This window comes from Microlunatus antarcticus (genome assembly GCF_014193425.1).
GTDB lineage: Bacteria > Actinomycetota > Actinomycetes > Propionibacteriales > Propionibacteriaceae > Microlunatus > Microlunatus antarcticus.
Window position 1 is genome coordinate 1,941,883 of record NZ_JACHZG010000001.1, and the last position, 18,164, is coordinate 1,960,046.

Below are 18,164 nucleotides of genomic sequence, written 5' to 3' on the forward strand. Positions count from 1 at the left end.
GCAAGGGCAGGTGGTGGCGGTCACGCGACGACGGCCCGGGGACGCCGGACCACGAGGACCAGCACGAGCGCGGCGACGCAGATGACCCCGATGGCCGGCCAGCCGACGTCGAGGGCGACGGCGAGCCCGCCCGAGGTCGCGATGGCCCCCAGCAGCAAGGCGGCGGCACCCTGGACGAGGTAGGCGACGACCAGCACCGAGGACAGCATCCCGGCGCGGTGGGTGGCGGGGGCGTGCGCGTTCACCAGGGTCAGGCCGCCGAGGAAGTTGAAGCTGTAGCCCGCCCCGCCGAGCACCATGCCGGCGAAGAAGAGCGGCAGCGAGTGCGCGCTCGCCGAGAGCGTGAGCAGCCCGAGGCCGAGGATCGAGGCGACGGTCCCGGAGCCGATCAGCCACCGCGCCGGCAGCCGGCGCGAGACGACGGCCACGACGCCGATGACGATCGCGGAGACCGACAGCAGCGCGCCGGTCACCAGCACGTTGCTCGAGCCGACGAGCTGCCGGGCGATCTGCGCGCCCATGGCCAGCACGACGGAGCCCAGCGCGTACGCGGCGCTGACCGCCAGCACCGCGGTGGCGAAGGTGCCGCCGAGACCCCGCGGCACGGTCAGCCCGCGGAGCCGCCACGGGCGTGGGTCCTCGTTCGCCACGTGGCGCGGGAGGAACCAGGCCAGCACGAGGACCCCGGTGACGACGACGGCGAGGACCCAGTAGTCGAGGTGCAGCGGGTAGGGCGCGTACTGCACGAGCGCCCCGCCGACCAGCGTGGCCAGCGCGAGCCCGGTGGCGGTCGCCGCGGTGGTGATCGAGCTCGCCCGGGCCACCTGCCCGGGCGGGCTGAAGTCGACCATGGCGGCCGACGCCGGACTCAGCGACAGCCCGACCCCGAGCCCCATGAAGGCCCGGCCCACGAACACCCACACCACGTTCGGCGCGAGGGCGAAGAGCAGCACGCCGACCAGGACGGCCACCAGGCCCAGGACGATCGAGGCGCGACGGCCGATGTGGTCGGAGAGGTCCCCGAGCACGATCAGCACGACGACGAGCACGATCGGGTAGACCGCGAAGATCGCGTTCGTGGTGGTCGGGGTGAGGTGCCACTCCGCGGCGTACAAGGGGTAGCTGACGCTGGGCGCGCCGCTCGTCCACAGCGCGAGGGCGGCGACGGCCGCGGCGGTCCAGAAGCTGGCGCGCCGCCCCAGGGTCGGGCCGGGGCTGGTCTTCGTACGGGCCACGTCGATGTCCTGTCGCTGAGCCGCGGTCCGTCAGGGACCGTAGCTGGGTTGGAGAGATGAACCTAGCACCTGGATCGGTAGTTCCAACCCAGGGCTACCATCGGGTCATGCCCGCCGCACCCCGGAACGACCACTGCTCGATCGCCCGGAGCCTGGAGGTGCTGGGGGAGAAGTGGACGCTGCTCGTCGTCCGCGAGGCGTGCTGGGGCCGGACGCGGTTCTCCGACTTCCGCGAGGCGCTCGGGGTGGCCCCCGACGTCCTGACCGATCGGCTGGCCACCCTCGTCGACGTCGGCGTGCTCGAGCGCCGGCCGTACCGGGTCGACGGCGGGCGGCAGCGCGAGGAGTACGTGCTGACCCCGGCCGGGGAGGACCTGCGCCTCGTGCTGGGCGCGCTGAGCACCTGGGGCCGGGAGCACCGCCCCGACGCGGAGGCCCGGCCGGCCACGTTCGTGGAGGCGGCGACGGGGGAGTCCGTGAGCCTGAGCTTCGTCGCGTCCGACGGCCGGCCCCTCTCCCCGGCCGAGGTGACGGCGGTCCGGCCGACCCCGCGCTGAGGGCTCAGCCCTGCGCGGGTGCGCGGAGCGGTGCCTCGCGGTAGCCGCGGAGCCAGGTGACGGGGACGAGCAGCGCGTCGCTGGGCAGGGGCGCGCTGCTGCGGGCCGGGTGGCTGCTCCGGCAGGCCTCGAGCGAGTCCGGTTCGAAGAGGGAGAGCAGGGCGGTCCCGGTGGCCCGGACGACCCAGCGCAGGCCGTCCTCGGTGCGTCCGGTCAGGGCCAGGGTCAGCGCGGAACCGGCCAGCGACGACACGTCCCCGACCTCGGTGTCGACGGGGACGACGATCTGCCCGCCGGTCTCGGTGTAGCCCACGGACACGCTGGTCGGACGCGGCCCGGGACCCGACGACAGGACGCCCACGGCGGTGAGGCGCAGGCGGGACCAGCACCAGGCCGGGGTGCCGAGCTCGACGACGGGCGACGGTCGGACCGGTTCCCTCGACCCGGCCGCCCCGCGTGGGCCGACGCCGTCGGTGTGGAGGCTCACGAGAGGCCTTTCGCTGTCGTCGGGAGGGCGGTCGGTGCACGGATGGCCCGGATCGACCGTCTGCCCCGCCCCACCGGCACGAGAGGTTCTGGGTGCGCGCGGCGCACGAGGGTGCGGGTCGGGGTGGTCGTGCAATGACGGTGCTCGGGTCCGCGGACCCGGGGGACCGCGGCCTGGAGACCAGGCGGCGTCCCGCACTCCTGCGAGGCTGTGTGACAGCACCCCCAGTTATAGACCATCCCCGCAGGCAGTCGCGGCGGAGCGGTCGACGATGCTGGATCCTTGAGCCTCGGACTCCAGATCGACCTCACCGGCAGGACGGCCCTCGTCTCGGGGTCGACCCAGGGCATCGGGGCGGCCATCGCCGTCGAGCTCGCCCGGGCCGGGGCTGGACGTTCGTCGTCAATAGCCGTGACGAGGACCGGACCACCACGGCGGCGCAGGCCGTCCGCGACGAGGTCGGCGGCGCTCCTTCGAGGTGAACGTGCTCTCGGCCGTCCGCCTGGTCCGGACCTACCTGCCGGGCATGATCGAGCGCCGGTGGGGCCGGGTCGTCAGCATCGCCAGCGACTCCGCGATCGTCACGCCGGCCGAGATGATCCACAGTCGAGGACTTCGCGCGCGAGCTCGCCGGTGACCTCCCGTGGGACGAGGCGGAGCCGAGGTTCATGGCGGAGGACCGCCCGCAGTCGCTGGTCCAACGCCTGATCGAGCCGCCGGAGATCGGCCGGCTCGTCGCCTACCTCAGCTCCGACCTCGCCTCCGCCACGATCGGGGGTGCCGTCCGCGCCGACGGGGGTTACGTGGACTCGATCCTCCCCTGACGCCTGACCCCTGGCCCTCGCACCGGGTCGGGACCTCGAGGTGCGGTCGACGTCGAGAGCCAGACCTCGACGCTCAAGTCTCACTCGCCCCTTCAGACCCATCGGTTGCGCCTTCCCTGAGACCTGCTTAAGGTCGCCGCACCGACGGGGTCGTCGGCTCAGCTCGGGGCTGACGAGAGGGATCGATCGTGCCGGCACGGGTTGACATGCTGCGGAGAACGACGCGGCTGGGACTGCTCGCCGCGCTGAGCCTGGGGCTGCCGCTGCTCGCAGGTCCGGCGTGGGCGGGCGGCAACGGCAGGTCGGTGCAGGACCCGCCGCCGGCGTCGCCGTCAGCGTCGGGCGTCGAGCAGTCGCCGGTCGTCGGCGTACCCGTCCTCACCGCCGCGCAGCAGCGCGAGACGGCCCGCAAGGACGCCGAGGTGGCCAGGGCCTTCGGGCAGACCGGCCCGAACGCGCGCTCCCTCGCCGCGGTTGACGACGAGCCCGACCTGCCGAGCCACAAGTCGCTCAAGTCGGTAAAGCAGAAGGCGCAGTCGCGCACCTACTGGTGCGGCCCGGCGACGCTGGCCACGCTCGTCCAGGTCGACGGCACCAAGATCTCCCAGACCACCGCGGCGAAGCGGCTGAAGACCACCCGCAACGGGACCAACTGGTACAGCGGGGCGGGGAACTACCCGATGGAGAAGGCGCTCGAGCACTACGGCGACGACGTCGAGTACGCCGCGGCCAACCTCCCGTACAGCCCGAGCAAGTCGGACAAGGAGACGTACAAGAAGCGCCTCGTGACCGACATCGCCGTGCACAAGCAGGGCATCGCCGGCAACGCGGTCGAGGTCACCAACGGCCCGCACCTGAACGGCCACCCCAACCGGACCATCTACCACTGGGTCGCGGTCCGCGGCTACGACGACGACGGCGAGACCACCCGCTACGCGGACCCGGTCTCCGGCTCGGGCATCTCCTGGCAGGGGCCGGTCGACCGCTACAACGAGATCGACTCCGACAAGATCGTCACGATCTTCGGGGCCCGTGGCTACATCTGGTAGGTCGCGGCCCCTCGTCGTCGGCCTGACCGTCCTGCTGCTGGCCGGGTGCTCGGCACCGACGACGCCGGCCCGACCCGGCGCCTCCGCGACGGCCCCGGCCACCGCGGCGACCCCCGCGACCTCGCCCGGCCCGACCACCGCCCCGGCGACGGTCAGCGCCGAGGAACCGTGCCGCGTCGAGCTGCCCGCGCGGTGGCAGGCGGCCCTCGACGACGGTGTCGTCGACCCGGCGAAGGGCGAGACCCTCACGGTCGCGCTCGGCGCCGCCGACGGGACGACGTTCCTGGTGTCCACGGTCAAGGGCGAGCAGCACGTCCTGGAGTGGCGCCGGGGCGACGAGCGCGGCGTGGTGCAGGACCTCGGGCTCGACCACCCGGAGTGGCAGGTGCTCGGCGCGACCTGGGACGGCCGCTACCTGGCCTACCGCGTCGACCAGTCGTACTCGAGCTTCGAGGACTTCTCCCTCTACGTCTGGGACAGCCGGAGCACCGCCAAGCCGGTGCGCGTCGCGCACGGCGAGCCCGACCGTCACGGCGACCTCATGCAGACGCCGTTCGTCGACCCGGTCCTGGCCGACGGCTGGCTCTACTGGACCCAGACCCGTGACGCCGACCCGGAGCACACCGTCCTGTCGGGCTACCGCCTGGAGGACGGCCGCACCGTACGGCTGAGCAAGGGCTACGGCCGGGCGCCCGTCCGTTTCGGCGACGACCTCGTCTGGGCGGACAGCGACGGGCCGGGGAAGACCAGCACGCTGCGGATGCTGGACCTCGCGACGCACGAGCCCGCCGAGGTGCCGGCCGCGCTGGCGGGCGTGCGCGGCCCGTACTACCTGGCCGGCGACGCCGACACCCTGACCTGGGTCGGCGGGGCCAAGGGTCGTGAGGTCGACGTCTGGCGGGCCGGCTGGCCGGAGCCGCGGCGGCTCCTCGAGGCGGACGACTCGCCCCAGCTGCCGCGGATCGCCGGCGACGTGGTCGTCTACGCGGCGGACGACGCGATGTACGCGGCCGACCTGCGTAGCTGGTCCTCCGCGCAGGTCACCCCGACCTACGGCGGCATCTACGCCGACGGCGGCCCGGTCGTCACCGTCGGCTTCGCGCCCGCGTCGAAGGACCGCGGCTCGGTGCAGACCCTGCTCGACACCGACGCGGTCGGCCCGCTCGGGCGCACCGGCTGCTGAAGCCGGACGAGGACCGGTGCCGCCCGGCGGGCCCGGATCAGACCGTGCCGAGAGCCGGTGCCCGTCGGCGCCGGACGATGTGGGGGAGCCCACGGCCGACCATCGCGAAGGTCCCGCCGATCCGCCGCGGCCACGACGGGTCGGGGGCGGGGGTGTGGGAGGCCAGGTCCTCGAGGTCGACGTAATGGGTCCGGACCGGGCCGATGCCCTCGAGGTCCAGCGCGAGCGCGTGGGTGACGAGGCCGTCGGCCTCGGCGCCGCCCGCGTCCAGCAGGTCGTCGGAGACCAGCAGGTACTCCGGCACCGCGACGGGGTTCTTGAGCAGCCGGTGGACGTGGATCACGTCCACCCCGACGAGCTTCTCGCGTCGACGGATCGTCTGCGTGGCCACCTCGCCGACGTGCGCGACGAACTTGAGCTTGAGCCCGTTGGTCTGCTTGCAGCTGCCGCAGGGACACATGTTGAGCTCGATGAAGCGGCGCTCGGTGTGGAAGGCGCGGTGCATGGCGACCGTCGCGTCCGTGGCCGCGGCCAGCGCGGACGCACCGTCGAGGGAGTCCACGTCGCGGGCGAGGAACGCGGCGTCGCCCTCGATCTCGATCAGCCGGAAGCCCCGGGCCGCGTCGACGATCCGGTCGAGCATGCGGGCCGTCGCCGCCTCGGCGTGCCCGAGCACGCTGCGGTGGAAGGTCATGTACTCGGTGTAGCCGCCGATGTCGGCGATCAGCAGCAGCGCGCGCCTGGTGGGCATCTTGCGGACGCTAGCAGCGCGGGTCGACCAGGGCCAGACCCCGGAGGGCCCAGCCGTTAGCGTGTGCGCAGCATGACTGCCCCGGCCGCGTTCCCCGACGACCTCGCGGCCCTGCTCGGGCCCGCCGGACCACTCGGCCGGCCGCTGCGGGTGCTCGGGCTCTTCGCGCACCCGGACGACGAGGTCTTCTGCATGGGCGGCACCATCGCCCGCGCCTCTGCGGCCGGGGCCGAGACCGCCGTCGTGTCCCTGACCCGGGGCGACGCCGGGCAGATCCGCGACTCGGCGACGGCCACCCGCCGCACGCTCGGGGCCACCCGGGTCGCCGAGCTCCACGCGTCCGCGGCGGCGCTCGCCATCGACCACGTCGAGTGCCTCGACCTCGGCGACGGCACCCTGGCCGGCCGGCCCTTCCCCGAGGTGGTCGCGCTGGTCCGCTCGATCCTGGAACGTCTCGCGCCCGACGTGGTCGTCACGTTCGGCGAGGACGGGGGCTTCGGCCACCCCGACCACATGACGTCCTCGCGCGCCGTGCTCGCCGCCCGGGCGCAGCTGACGCGCCCGCCCCGGGTGCTCCACGCCCGGTTCCCGGCCCAGGACCGCCTCCTGCTCGACCTGCTCGTCGACTGGCTGACCTCGGGCGAGGAACGGTTCGCCGGCACCGCGGGCTTCGGGAACGCCCTGCGCCTGTTCGCCGACGGCTCGTCGGTCCTCGGCTTCGCCGCCGACCACCTGCAGGTCCAGTGGTTCCCGGCCGGGTCGTACGTGATCGAGCAGGGCGAGCCGTCGAACGAGCTGTTCTGCCTCCTGTCCGGCACCGTCGACATCGTGGTGGAGGACGCCGCGGGGACGCTCGTCACCAAGGACAGCAGCGGGCCGGGCTCGTTCGTGGGTCAGGACGGTCTGGCGAGCGGCCGCCCGCGCAACGCCCACGTGATCGCCCGCGACGACGTGACGTGCTTCGTCCTCGCGCCCCGCGGCCGTGACCTGTCGGCCGGGCGGGGCATCGGGGCGACCGCGACCGTGACCGCACCGGAGGCGGGAGGGCGGACGCCCGTCGTGCCCCCCGCGCCGGCGGGCGACGTCACGCTGGACGTCGGCGCCGCCCTCGACCAGAAGATCGCCGCCCTGGTCGCGCACCGCTCGCAGTACGCGCTGGACCCCGAGCTGCTGCCCCGCCGGGTGCTCGGGCCGCTGCTGGGCACCGAGCACTTCACCGTGGTCGGCTAGGGCGGCGACGTGGGCGCGGCCGGGGTCCTGCGCGAACGGCTCCGCGGCACGCGGCAGGCGCTGCGGCACCGTGACCTGGCCCGGCTCCTGCTCGTCTGGGGCGTCTGGATCACGGCCGACTGGGCGCTGCTGATCACCGTCTCGCTGCTGGCGCTCGACGCCTCCGGGCCGGCGGCCGTCGGGCTCGTCGGGGCCGTACGCGTCCTCCCGGCGGCGCTGCTCAGCGCACCCGCGTCGGTGCTGACCGACCGCTGGTCCCGCAGCCGGCTGCTTGCCGCGGTCTACGCCGGCTCGTCCGTCCTGGCCGGCCTCCTCGTGTGGTGCGCGGTGACGGACGCCGGGCTCCCGGCCCTGCTCGTGGTCGTCGCGGCCGGCTCGGCGCTGTCGGCGGCCGTCCGGCCCACGTTGCAGGCGATGGTGCCGACCCTGGTCACCTCACCCACCGACCTGATCGCCGCGAACGCCGGCTTCGCGACGCTCGAGGCGCTGGGCACGGTCGTCGGGCCGGGGCTCTGCGCGGCCCTGCTCGGGGTGCTGGGCCCCCCGGGCGTGCTCGGCGTGCTGGTGGTGCTCCTCGGCGTGGCCGCGGTCGTCGCCGCGACGATCCGGACCCCGTTCGTGCCGGCCCGGCGCGTGCCCGGCTCGACCCGGGACGCGTGGCTGGCACCCCTGCTCGGTTTCCGGGTGCTCGCACGGCCCGGGCTGCGGCCGGCCGTCTCGCTCTTCCTCGGCCAGACCGTGATGCGCGGGCTCCTGAACGTCTTCGTGGTCCTCGTCGCCACCTCCGTGGTCGGCGGCTCGGAGTCGCTGGCCGGCCGCCTCTTCATCGCGATGGGCCTGGGCGGGCTGGTCGGCGCCGTCGTGGCGATGGGTCTGGGACCGCGGCGCGGGAGCCGCTGGATCGCCCTCGGGATCGTGCTCTGGGGCCTGCCGGTCGTGGCGATCGGGATCTGGCCGCAGGCCGGTCCCGCCTCGGCCTCGCTCGCCCTGCTGGGCTTCGGGAACGCGCTGCTCGACGTCTCCGGCTACACGCTGGTCAACCGGCTCGTGCCCGACCACCTCGCGGGGCGGGCCTGGGGGGCGTTCAACGCGCTCGCCGCCGCGGTCGTCGCCCTCGGCTCGCTGCTCGCCCCGCCGCTCGTGGCGGCGCTCGGGCTGGGCGGGGCGATGGTGCTGACCGGCGCCGTGCTCGCGCTGGCCCCGGTGCTGACCTGGCGGCGGCTCAGCCGCCTCGACGCCCTGGCCGGGGGGCGTACGGAGGACGTCGAGCTGCTGCGCCGGGTGCCGCTCTTCGCCGCCCTGTCGCTCGTGGGCGTCGAGCGCCTGGCCCGGAGCGCCCAGGTCCGGCGGGTCGACCCCGGGACCGACGTCGTCCGCCAGGGCGAGCCGGCGGCCGAGTTCTACGTCCTCGCGTCCGGTGCGGCGGTGGTCGTCCGCGACGGGCGGGAGGTCCGCCGGCTGGGTGCGGGCGAGGCCTTCGGCGAGATCGCCCTCCTGGAGCCGGGTCCCCGGACGGCCACCGTCACCACGCTGACGCCGGCACGGCTGCTGGTCCTCGACCGCGACGGCTTCGTCGGCGCCGTCACCGGGCACCGGCCCACCGACGACCTCGCCCGCGCCCGGCTGGCCTCGCTGCACGCCGCCGACGAGGAGCGCGGCCCGGACGCGGTCGAGGAACCTCCGCTCCCGTAGCTCCTGCGCTTCGACGGCCGGTCCGGGACCCGCCGCCCGGAGACGCCCTGGTCCCGGTGATTCGGGACGGAAGTCCCTGTCGCCGCCCCCGGGCAGGGGCGTTCACTGAGGTGGTCAGCGGAGGACCCGAGGCGCGCACGAGTTGGGGGACTCAGGGGGCGCCGGAGGTCACCGCTGCCGACCGAGGTGGGGAGCAGGACCGAGCCGGGTGCTGCCCTCCACCGCGGTGACGTGTCGAGGCCCCCGGGAGGCAGACGTGCTGGCCGACCCGGAGGCCCCCGTGGTCGCACTGTCGCAGCGCCGTCTCGAGCTGCTGATGCAGGCCGACCGCGCCATCCTGAGCGAGCTGTCGATGACGACCGTCCTCCGTCAGATCGCCTCGTCGGCCCGTGACCTCGTCGACGCCCGCTACGCCGCCGTGGGCGTGGTCGGGACCGACGGGGAGCCGGCGGAGCTCGTCCACGTGGGGACGCCGGACGACGCGGTCCGCAGGAACGGCGGGCTCGCCGCCGACCACGGCCTGCTCGGGGTGCCGATCACGGTCCGGGACGCGGTCCACGCCAACCTCTACCTCTCCGAGCCCGCCGGGGGTGGAGGCTTCACCGCGGAGGACCGTGCCGTGCTCGACGCCCTCGGGGTGACGGCCGGCTTCGCCATCCAGAACAGCTGGCTCTACGAGGACAGCCAGCGCCGCCAGCACTGGGCCGAGGCGGTGGCCCAGGTCAGCTCGGCCCTGCTGGACCCGTCGCCCGGCGACGACCCGGTCGCCCTCATCGCGGACACGGTCCTGGCGCTGACCCGGGCCGACGTCGTCTCGGTCGTCGTGCCCGCGTCCGAGCCGGGGACGTTCCGGGTGCAGCTCGCCCGGGGCGTACGGGCGTCCGAGATCGAGGGCATGACCTACCCGGCCCTGCGCAGCGTCGCCGCCCTCGCGCTGGCCACCGGCAAGGGCGTCCGGATGGGCTCGCAGGAGGTGGAGGAGGGTTTCGTCATCCACCTGCGCTCGATCGTGGACGTCGGCGCGGTGCTGGGACTGCCCCTCCACGGCTCCGAGGGCTCGCGCGGCGCGCTGGTCGTGGTCCGGCGGCACGGGCGCCCGGCGTTCGACCTCAGCGACCTCGTGCTGAGCGAGTCGTTCGCCGCGCAGGCGGCCCTGGCCATGGAGCTGGCCCAGGCGCGCGCCGACCAGCAGCAGCTGGTCGTGCTGCAGGACCGCGAACGCATCGCCCGCGACCTCCACGACCACGTCATCCAGCGGCTGTACGCCCTCGGGCTCACGCTCGAGGGCCTGGCCGGCTCGTCGGACCCGGTCACCGCGCCCCGGCTCGTCTCGGTCGTCGACGACCTGGACGTGACCGTGCGGCAGATCCGCAACCTGATCTTCCGGCTGCAGGCGTCGGAGACGGTCCGGACGCTCCGGTCCGCCGTCCTCGAGGTCACCGACGAGGCGACGCCCGGGCTCGGCTTCGACCCCGACGTGAGCTTCGAGGGCCCGGTCGACACGCTCGCCGACGAGGCGCTCGTCGGTGACGTCGAGGCGGTCTGCCGCGAGGCGCTCAGCAACGTGGTGCGTCACGCCCGGGCGTCGAGCGTGTCCGTCCGGGTGACCGCCTTCGGCGCCGCGCTCACCGTGGTGGTCTCCGACGACGGGATCGGGCTGGACCGGCTGTCGCGGCGCAGCGGTCTGCACAACCTCGAGCGGCGCGCGCTCCAGCGCCAGGGGAGCTGTCGCCTCAGCCGGCGGCCGGCGGGCGGGACGGTGCTGCGATGGTCGATCCCGCTGACGTGACCCGGCCCCCGATCCGGCTGTTCCTGCTCGACGACCACGAGATCGTCCGGCGGGGGATCACCGAGCTGCTCTCGAGGACCTCCGACATCGAGGTCGTCGGCGAGGCCTCGACGGTCGCGCAGGCGCTGACGAGGATCCCGGCCTGCCGGCCCGACGTGGCGGTGCTCGACGCCCGCCTGCCGGACGGCAGCGGCATCGACCTGTGCCGCGAGGTGCGGTCGCGCCACCCTGCGACCCGGTGCCTCGTCCTCACCTCGTACGACGACGACGAGGCGCTCTTCGCCGCGGTGCTGGCGGGGGCGTCGGGCTACCTGCTCAAGCAGATCCGCGGGTCCTCGCTGACCGACGCGATCCGGGCCGTGGCCGCCGGGCAGTCGCTGATCGACCCGCTCATGACCGGCAAGCTGCTCGAACGACTCCGGCGCCCGCCGGAGCCCGACAGCCGCATCAGCGGGCTGTCCGAGCGCGAGCTCGAGATCCTCGACCTCATCGCCGAGGGTCTCTCCAACCGGGAGATCGGGCAGCGGCTGTTCCTGGCCGAGAAGACGGTGAAGAACTACATCTCCAGCCTGCTGTCGAAGCTGAAGCTGCAGCGCCGTACCCAGGCCGCCGTCCTGCGGACCGAGGTCCGCCACGACGAGTCGGAGGCACGCGGCTGAGCCGGTCCGCCGCCGGGTCTCCGGCGGGACCCCGCCCGGCCGGCGCGCTGGAGGGGGGGTCCAGATCGCGGCAGACGACCGGGCGGGGCGACATGGCAGCCCCCCCGCCGGGGCCGCGCCGCGAGCAGGCGTACCCGCCGGGGCGGCTCGGCCCCGAGCCAGCCTCGTCGCACCCCGGGGCCGACCGCGAGCGTCGATGGTCCTCGATCGCGGGACCTTGGTCCCGCGTACGGATCGCCCACCGTCCCTGTCAGCCCAGCTCGTTGCTGATCTCGACCAGGTTGCCGTCCGGGTCGCGGATGTACACGCTCCGCAACGGGCCCCGGGCACCCGTCTGCGGGCCCGGTCCCTCGAGGACCGCGACCCCGTGGGCGGCGAGCTCGGCCTGCACGACGTCGAGCGGGTCCGAGGTGGTGAAGCAGAGGTCACCCGTCCCGGGTCCGGGACGGGCGGCTTTCGGCTCGTACTCGTTCCCGGCCTGGTGCAGGTTGATCTTGCTGTCGCCGAAGTGCAGCGCCACGTGGTCGTCCTCGAACACCACGGCCTCCATGCCGAGGACGTCGACGTAGAAGCGGACCGTCCGCTCGAGATCGACTACGGTCAGCACGAGGTGGTCGAGCTGGTCGATCCGCACGCTGACCTCCTCGGACCCGAGGAGCCGCCCGTTCCGGCAACCCCGTCCGGGTCGTACTTGCAGTGCGTCTGGTCACCGTACGACACGTCCCCGTCAGCAGCGGACTGCCGACCCTCCAGGGGCCAGACCCGCCCCCGTCGCGACCCTGCGGTTCCGCAGACCCGGTATCTGCGATCGATGACACCGGCGCCGCGGACGAGAAGCGTGAGGGGCATGGCCCACCTTGCCGCCGACCGCTCCGAAGTACGCCCCGGCCCGACGTCTCTCGTACGGAGCTCGAGCGTGCCTGCCCGCGGCCCGCTCGCTGGTGCGCCGTCACCCGCTGGGCGCCTTCTTCGTGCTGGCGTGCCTGTTCTCCTGGGGCCCTACGGCGCCTGGCTGCTCGGCTGGTCGTCCTTGAGCGGGCCGGCGGGCTTTGCCCCCTTCGTCGCGGCGGTCGTCGTACTCGCGCTCTCCGAGGGACGCTTGGGCTTGAAGGACCTGGCCGGGGCCGCGATCGTGCTCACCGTCGTGTGGCAGGCGGGTGAGAACAGCGTGGCGGCGCTCCGCGCTTAGACGTAGCTCTCGGTGCTGCTGGCCGTGATGCTCTTCCTCACCGGCCCCGACCTCGTCGTGATCATGGCCGTGAGCGCTGTCATCGCAAGCGTCTAGCGCTTCGCCCGGGAGAGCGTCCTCGTCGCGATGCTGCTGCACGCGACCAACAACAGCGTCAGCGGTGAGCTTGCGAGCCCGCTCTTCACTGGCGCCGACGCGGTGCACCTGCACCTGTCCATGGCCCTCGGCTGGGTCGTCATCGCGCTCGTGCCAGCGGGGCACCGGGCCCGGGACCCGGTACGGGAGGAGTGACCAGAAGGGCTAGCCGGACCCGGCAACCGTGCAGCCGCAGGTCTGGCCGACGACCAGGTTGCCCCGCACCCGCAGATGGGTCTGCGGCGTCAGAGGATCCGCGACGAGCCGCAGCAGCTGGGTGCACCCGGTGGTGGCGAGGTAGACGACGTCCTGGCGCACGGTCGTCAGGGTCGGGATGGAGTAGGCGGCGGCACGTGTGCCGCCCATCGAGACGACGGCAACGTCTTCCGGGACGCGCACGCCGAGCTCGTGGCAGGCCCACAGGACACCAATGGCCTGGACGTCGGACGCGACGAAGAGGGCCGTGGGTCGCCGGCCGTGAAGCGTGGCCGGACGCCCGTGGTCGCTCAGGAGGAGTCTGGCGGCTTGGTCACCTCCCGCTTCGCTCTGGTCGGCGAAGGCGACGAGCTCGTCCCCCGCGTAGACGCCGCGCAGCCGTTGCTGGGCACGCCAGCCCGCCAACCGTCTCGCTTCCGAACCAATCCGAGGGGGCCCGACGACGCAAGCGATCAGGTCGTGCCCGTGGTTCTGGAGGTGGTCCACGGCGGCTGCGGCGTCGAGATGGTCCTCGGGCTGGACGGAGGAGCACCCGGCCCAGCTACCCGGGTCGTCGAAGACGAGGACCGGCTGCTCGACCTCCTGCAGCGTTGGTCCGACGAGCGTGGTGCCGCCCGAGATGATCAACCCGTCCACACGCCGGTCGACGAAGGTCCGGAGCAGCTTCAGCTCGTCTGGCTGGTAGCCATGGGTGTTGGCCGCGAGCATCAGGTAGCCCTGGTCGTTCAGGTTCTGCTCGACGGCCTCCGCCAGTGCGCCGAAGAAGGGGTTGCCCCGGTTCGGGGTCAGGAACCCGACGGTCCGCGTGCTGCCGGCGCGAAGCGCGCTGGCGATGGCGTTCGGCCGGTAGCCCAGCTTCTGCACCGCGTCGAGGACCCGGGCGCGGGCCTGGGCCGAGGCCGGACGTGGTCCGTTGTTGAGGACGTAGCTGACGACGGCGGGGGAGACACCAGCCTCCCGTGCGACGTCCGACCGGGTCACGACCACGGACGACCGTACGTCACCCCGGAGCGCCGCAGGGATGAAGGACGCGCGTCGGTCGATCCACCGGACCGCGCTCGAGCCCGAGGTCCTCGCGGCCGGCGTACGACGACTGGGCTCCGGGACTGGTGATGGCGAACGTGCCAGCTCGGACGCCCACGGTCACGGCCTCTTCGAGCGTGGCACCCCGGGCGAGCTCGACCGCGACCGCGCCGACGAAGGCGTCGCCGGCCCCCGTGGTGTCGACGGTGTTCACGCCCTTCTCGGCCGGTGCGTGCCCGGACGACCACGCGTCTGCCCAGCACGCTCCCTCAGCCCCGACGGTGACGACGACCGACCGGGCGCGGCCGCGCAGCTCGTCGACGGCGCGCGCTGCCTGTGCCGCACCTCCCACCGGACGGCCCAAGAGGCCGCTCGCCTCCGCCTCGTTGAGCACCAACGGGTCGCAGGCCGCCAACAGGTCGTCTGCGACCGGCTGGAACGGGGCGAGGTTGAAGATCACGCGAGCACCCGAGGCCTCAGCGGCGCGGATGGCGGCGGTGAAGATCTCCGGCAGGACCTCGGCCTGAGCGATCATCGTCGCTGCTCCGGTCTCGTCTGCGACGCGACCGATGGTGCGGCGGACCCGGTCGGTCGTCAGGGCGAAGTTGGTGCCGGGAACCACGGTGATGGAGTTCTCGCCCGAGTCGTCGACCGACACCAGGCCGAGGCCGGTCCGACCGCGACTGATGATCTCCACGTCGGCAGTGTCCACGCCCTCCGAGCGCAGCTGCCGGATGAGCAGGGCGCCGTCGTCGTCGTCGCCCACCGAGGCCACGAGCGTCACGTCGCCGCCAAGCCTCGCTGCCGCCACCGCCTGGTTCGCGCCCTTGCCCCCGGGCTGCTTGAGCAAACTCGTGGCGAGCACGGTCTCACCCGGGCCGGGCGGGGCCGGCACTCGGACGATGTAGTCCTGGTTCGCCGACCCGACGACGATGACCTTCGCGGGGCGTGGCGAAGGCGCGGGACCGACGACGCCGGCTTCAGCGACGGTCACTTCTCCCCGCTGGTCAACGACAGCCGACCGAAGAACCTCTGCAGCACGAGCATGCTGATCGCCGGGACCAGCGCCAGCAGCACGGTGCCCGCGAAGTTCTGCCCGTAGTCGGCGGAGCGTTCGCCGAAGGTGCTGGCCAGGGCGACCGGGGCCAGCTGCAGGCGCGTGTTGCTGATCACCAGCAGCGGCCAGAGGTAGGCGGTCCACTGCCCGAGGAAGATCAGCACCGCCGAGTTGGTCAGCGCGGGCCCGCTGATGCGCAGGTAGAGCCCGAAGAGGATCCGTGGCTCCGACGCCCCGTCCAGCATCGCGGCCTCGCGGTACGAGGCCGGGATGCCGAGGAAGTACTGGCGCAGGTTGAACACCGCGAGCCCGTTGCCGATGCCCGGCAGGATGAGCCCGATGAGCGTGTTCCCGAGCCCCCACGTGATGAACTGCTGCGACAGCGGGATCGCGATGGCTTCGAAGGGGACCATGAAGCTGATGACGACCAGGGCGAACACGATGTTGCGGCCCGGAAAACGGTAGACGGCGAGCGTGTATGCCGCCATCGCCGAGACGAGGAGACCGATCAGCACCGAGGCGATGCAGACGAACGCCGAGTTGAGCAACGCGCGGGAGAAACCCGAGTCGAGCAGGAGGCGGCTGTAGTTGTCGAGCGTCACCTCCGTGGGCACGAACAGCTGCCAGGTCAGCGGCGACATGCTCGACAAGATGTCCTCGGTCGGACGGAACGAGCCGACGAGGATCCACAGGGCGGGCAGGATGAAGGCGACCGCCACCAGGACGGCGACGGCGGTGAGCACGGCTGTCACCATGGGCCGCGAGCCGACCTGGCGACGCGAGCCGCCGGCGGCCGGGGCGGCGACCGCGACGTCCGGCTGGACGGTGGTCACGAGGACTCACCCTCCTCACGCAGCAGCCGGAACTGCAGCAGCACGAAGAACAGCATGATCGCCGTGAGCAGGACGACCTGCGCGGCGCCGAGGTTACGGCTGCCGTACGCGAACGACGTCCGGTAGGCCTCGAACATCAGCAGGGTGGTGCTGCTCTGCGGCCCGCCGCCGGTGAGCAGCTGGACCGGGACGAAGAGCACGAAGTTCGCGACTGTGTCGGCGACCAGGACGAAGAGCAGCGGCCGACGCAGCATCGGGATCGTGATGCTGAGGAAGGTACGGACCGGGCCCGCTCGGTCGATCTTCGCGGCGTCATAGAGCTCCTCGGGGATGGCCTGCAGCCCTGACACCAGGAAGAGCATCCAGTAGCCGATGCCGATCCACGAAGCGATCACCATGATGGAGGCGAGCGCCTGGCCCGGCGAGGTGAAGAACGGCTGCGGATCGCCCCCGAGCGCGCTGATGATCGCGTTGACCGGGCCCTCGGGGTTGAGCGCAGCGCCCCAGGCGATGCAAGACCCGACGATCGGGATGGTGACCGGGACGAACATGAGCGTCCGCCACAGCCCGACCAGCGGGATCCGCTGGACGAGCAGCACCGCGACGAGCAGCGCGACGAGGATCTGCGCCGGGTTGATGATCAGGTTGAAGACGATCGTCCGGACGATGGTCGCGTTGAAGCCGGGGTCGGCGAACAGGGAGCGGTAGTTGGCCAGGCCGGCGTACGTGGCGGGGATGATCCCGCCGGGGAAGGCCTTGTACAGGCTCGAGGTGATCGCGCCCACCGCGGGCACGATGCGCAGGACGACCAGTGACACCAGGACCGGCGCCAGGAAGACCGCGCCCCAGAAGAGCTCCTGCCGACGCCCGGCCCGCCGCCGCCGCAGCGGCGCGGGCCGGTCCGCCGTCGTCCTCGCAACGCTCACTGGTACTTCTGCCAGGCCGTCTTGAGCTGCGCCGTGCTCGCGTCGATCGCGCTCTTCGGGTCAGCGCCGTTCCGGACGTCCGCGAACATCTGGTTCATGATCGTCTCGAACTCGATGTAGCCGATCGTGGAGATCCGGTTGACCGCCGTGCTGCTGGTCTCGAAGTCGATGATCGTGGCGGCGTCCTTGCCCTGCGGCGAGCTGAAGACGTCCTTGGCGAAGTAGACCTGCTTGCCCTCGGTGCTGGCCGCGAGCTCGGGAGCCGGGAGGTACTTGATGTACCCGCCGCCGCCGTCGTCGACCGCCATCCACTTGATGAAGATCGCGGCGGCCTCCTTCTGCTTGCTGAAGGGGTTCATCGCCAACGACCAGGACCCGGTCGGGGTGGCGGGCTTGCCGCCCTCGAACACCGGCTGCGGTGCGACACCCCAGTCGACCTTGGACTCCTTCAGCTGCGGCAGGAGCCAGGGGCCCTCGACCATGTAGGCGGCCCGCCCGCCGAGGAAGGCCGGGTCGGTCTGCTCGGAGGTGACCCCCTTGGGCGCGACGCCGTCCGCGAACAGGCTGCCGTACCAGGTGAGCGCCTTGACCCAGGCGTCCGAGGAGAAGTCGGGCGTCAGGTTGCCGTCGCCGGAGGCGCCCGGCGACCCGCCGAGCTGCACGGGCAGCGGCTCGAGCTGGTAGTAGCGGTCGAACTGCCCGAAGAGGAAGCCGTACTGGGCGCCGGCGTCCTTGGCCTTCTTCGCGTCGGTGGTCAACTGCTCCCAGGTCATCCGTTGGTCGACCGACGCCGACGGCTCGGGCAGACCGGCCTTCTTGAGCAGGTCCTTGTTGTAGTAGAGCAGCTGGGTGGAGTTCGCGATCGGCAGCGCCCAGAGCTTGTCCTGGTAGACGCCGGCGTCGTACGCGGTCGGGGCGAAGGTGTCCTTGTACTGCGAGAAGGCGCTCGTCAGGTCCTCGGCCTCACCCCGGGCGGCCAGCGCAGAGATACGTGGCTGGTCGGCCCAGTAGACGTCCGGGCTGCCGTCCTTGTTCGCGACACGGGCGTCGATCGTGCTGGCGAGCGAGTCGAAGGGGATGGTCTCGAAGTTGACCTTGATGGTCGGGTGGGCCTTCTGGAAGGCGTCGATCACGTCCTGCATCTTGTCGTTCTTGAGGCTCAGGTGGCTGAGCACGTTGATCGTCGCGGTCGGGTCGCTGACGGGCACCGTCCAACCGCCGGCTGAGGGTGCCGACGACGACGCGTCGGACCCCCCGCAGGCGGTGGCCAGGAGAGCGGTCGTGCCGAGGGCGGCGACGGCGCCGAGCATGCGCCGTCTCGTGAGGGGG

At 72.9% G+C, this 18,164-nt stretch carries 20 protein-coding genes; 11 read left to right on the top strand and 9 right to left on the bottom strand.

The window, feature by feature from the left end:
• Positions 1 to 20 precede the first annotated feature (20 nt).
• Entirely contained in the window at positions 21 to 1,235 is a 1,215-nt protein-coding gene (locus tag FHX39_RS08975; protein ID WP_183337722.1) for an MFS transporter, read from the bottom strand.
• A gap of 107 nt (positions 1,236 to 1,342) precedes the next feature.
• Between FHX39_RS08975 and FHX39_RS08980 the strand changes: the two genes are divergently transcribed.
• Positions 1,343 to 1,792, top strand: coding sequence for a winged helix-turn-helix transcriptional regulator (locus FHX39_RS08980; protein WP_183337723.1), 450 nt, complete (start codon positions 1,343 to 1,345; stop codon positions 1,790 to 1,792).
• A 4-nt stretch (positions 1,793 to 1,796) separates the two neighbouring features.
• On the opposite strand, the gene FHX39_RS08985 is transcribed toward FHX39_RS08980, so the two are convergent.
• Complete coding sequence (locus FHX39_RS08985; protein WP_183337724.1) at positions 1,797 to 2,279, bottom strand: hypothetical protein; 483 nt, start codon at positions 2,277 to 2,279, stop codon at positions 1,797 to 1,799.
• A gap of 484 nt (positions 2,280 to 2,763) precedes the next feature.
• Here FHX39_RS08985 and FHX39_RS20655 point away from each other — a divergent pair, with 484 nt between their 5' ends.
• The 4 genes from FHX39_RS20655 (at position 2,764) to FHX39_RS09000 (ending at position 5,335) form a co-directional block, all read left to right on the top strand.
• Positions 2,764 to 2,916, top strand: a complete 153-nt coding sequence (locus FHX39_RS20655; RefSeq protein WP_198423317.1) for a hypothetical protein — start codon at positions 2,764 to 2,766, stop codon at positions 2,914 to 2,916.
• Between the two features lie 31 nt (positions 2,917 to 2,947).
• Positions 2,948 to 3,103, top strand: coding sequence for an SDR family oxidoreductase (locus FHX39_RS20660; protein WP_198423318.1), 156 nt, complete (start codon positions 2,948 to 2,950; stop codon positions 3,101 to 3,103).
• A gap of 206 nt (positions 3,104 to 3,309) precedes the next feature.
• Positions 3,310 to 4,152, top strand: a complete 843-nt coding sequence (locus FHX39_RS08995; RefSeq protein WP_183337725.1) for a C39 family peptidase — start codon at positions 3,310 to 3,312, stop codon at positions 4,150 to 4,152.
• Positions 4,136 to 5,335, top strand: a complete 1,200-nt coding sequence (locus tag FHX39_RS09000) for a hypothetical protein (protein WP_183337726.1) — start codon at positions 4,136 to 4,138, stop codon at positions 5,333 to 5,335. The genes FHX39_RS08995 and FHX39_RS09000 overlap by 17 nt, the downstream gene beginning before the upstream one ends.
• A 37-nt stretch (positions 5,336 to 5,372) precedes the next feature.
• Here FHX39_RS09000 and FHX39_RS09005 read toward each other — a convergent pair whose 3' ends face one another.
• Complete coding sequence (locus FHX39_RS09005; protein WP_183337727.1) at positions 5,373 to 6,086, bottom strand: DUF2652 domain-containing protein; 714 nt, start codon at positions 6,084 to 6,086, stop codon at positions 5,373 to 5,375.
• A 72-nt stretch (positions 6,087 to 6,158) separates the two neighbouring features.
• Between FHX39_RS09005 and FHX39_RS09010 the strand changes: the two genes are divergently transcribed.
• The 4 genes from FHX39_RS09010 to FHX39_RS09025 all read left to right on the top strand — a co-directional run bounded on the left by FHX39_RS09010 (position 6,159) and on the right by FHX39_RS09025 (position 11,456).
• Positions 6,159 to 7,316 carry a PIG-L family deacetylase gene (locus tag FHX39_RS09010; protein ID WP_183337728.1) on the top strand — a complete coding sequence of 386 codons (1,158 nt, stop codon included), beginning with the start codon at positions 6,159 to 6,161 and terminating at the stop codon, positions 7,314 to 7,316.
• Between the two features lie 9 nt (positions 7,317 to 7,325).
• The gene (locus tag FHX39_RS09015) at positions 7,326 to 9,008 is read left to right on the top strand and encodes an MFS transporter (RefSeq protein ID WP_183337729.1); all 1,683 of its coding nucleotides are present in this window, start codon (positions 7,326 to 7,328) and stop codon (positions 9,006 to 9,008) included.
• Between the two features lie 280 nt (positions 9,009 to 9,288).
• Positions 9,289 to 10,797, top strand: a complete 1,509-nt coding sequence (locus tag FHX39_RS09020) for a GAF domain-containing sensor histidine kinase (RefSeq protein WP_183337730.1) — start codon at positions 9,289 to 9,291, stop codon at positions 10,795 to 10,797.
• Positions 10,776 to 11,456, top strand: a complete 681-nt coding sequence (locus FHX39_RS09025) for a response regulator (RefSeq protein ID WP_183337731.1) — start codon at positions 10,776 to 10,778, stop codon at positions 11,454 to 11,456. Before FHX39_RS09020 ends, FHX39_RS09025 begins: the two co-directional genes overlap by 22 nt.
• Before the next feature lie 250 nt (positions 11,457 to 11,706).
• Here FHX39_RS09025 and FHX39_RS09030 read toward each other — a convergent pair whose 3' ends face one another.
• Positions 11,707 to 12,090: a VOC family protein gene (locus FHX39_RS09030; RefSeq protein ID WP_183337732.1), complete on the bottom strand. Its 384-nt coding sequence runs from the start codon at positions 12,088 to 12,090 to the stop codon at positions 11,707 to 11,709.
• Positions 12,091 to 12,435: 345 nt separating this feature from the next.
• Here FHX39_RS09030 and FHX39_RS09035 point away from each other — a divergent pair, with 345 nt between their 5' ends.
• Together FHX39_RS09035 and FHX39_RS09040 are read left to right on the top strand one after the other, a co-directional pair.
• Complete coding sequence (locus tag FHX39_RS09035; RefSeq protein ID WP_183337733.1) at positions 12,436 to 12,645, top strand: hypothetical protein; 210 nt, start codon at positions 12,436 to 12,438, stop codon at positions 12,643 to 12,645.
• Positions 12,646 to 12,771: 126 nt separating this feature from the next.
• A complete protein-coding gene (locus FHX39_RS09040; protein ID WP_183337734.1) occupies positions 12,772 to 12,936 on the top strand; it encodes a hypothetical protein in 165 nt (54 codons plus the stop codon).
• Positions 12,937 to 12,945: 9 nt separating this feature from the next.
• Here FHX39_RS09040 and FHX39_RS09045 read toward each other — a convergent pair whose 3' ends face one another.
• The 5 genes from FHX39_RS09045 to FHX39_RS09065 are packed head-to-tail and all read right to left on the bottom strand — an operon-like array spanning position 12,946 to position 18,145.
• The gene (locus tag FHX39_RS09045) at positions 12,946 to 13,983 is read right to left on the bottom strand and encodes a LacI family DNA-binding transcriptional regulator (RefSeq protein ID WP_183337735.1); all 1,038 of its coding nucleotides are present in this window, start codon (positions 13,981 to 13,983) and stop codon (positions 12,946 to 12,948) included.
• A 13-nt stretch (positions 13,984 to 13,996) separates the two neighbouring features.
• Positions 13,997 to 15,013, bottom strand: coding sequence for a ribokinase (locus tag FHX39_RS09050; protein ID WP_183337736.1), 1,017 nt, complete (start codon positions 15,011 to 15,013; stop codon positions 13,997 to 13,999).
• On the bottom strand, positions 15,010 to 15,909 hold the full coding sequence (locus FHX39_RS09055; RefSeq protein ID WP_332836751.1) for a carbohydrate ABC transporter permease: 900 nt from the start codon (positions 15,907 to 15,909) through the stop codon (positions 15,010 to 15,012). The genes FHX39_RS09050 and FHX39_RS09055 overlap by 4 nt, the downstream gene beginning before the upstream one ends.
• The gene (locus FHX39_RS09060) at positions 15,906 to 16,835 is read right to left on the bottom strand and encodes a carbohydrate ABC transporter permease (protein WP_332836752.1); all 930 of its coding nucleotides are present in this window, start codon (positions 16,833 to 16,835) and stop codon (positions 15,906 to 15,908) included. Before FHX39_RS09060 ends, FHX39_RS09055 begins: the two co-directional genes overlap by 4 nt.
• Positions 16,832 to 18,145, bottom strand: coding sequence for an ABC transporter substrate-binding protein (locus FHX39_RS09065; RefSeq protein ID WP_183337737.1), 1,314 nt, complete (start codon positions 18,143 to 18,145; stop codon positions 16,832 to 16,834). Before FHX39_RS09065 ends, FHX39_RS09060 begins: the two co-directional genes overlap by 4 nt.
• Positions 18,146 to 18,164: the final 19 nt, after the last annotated feature.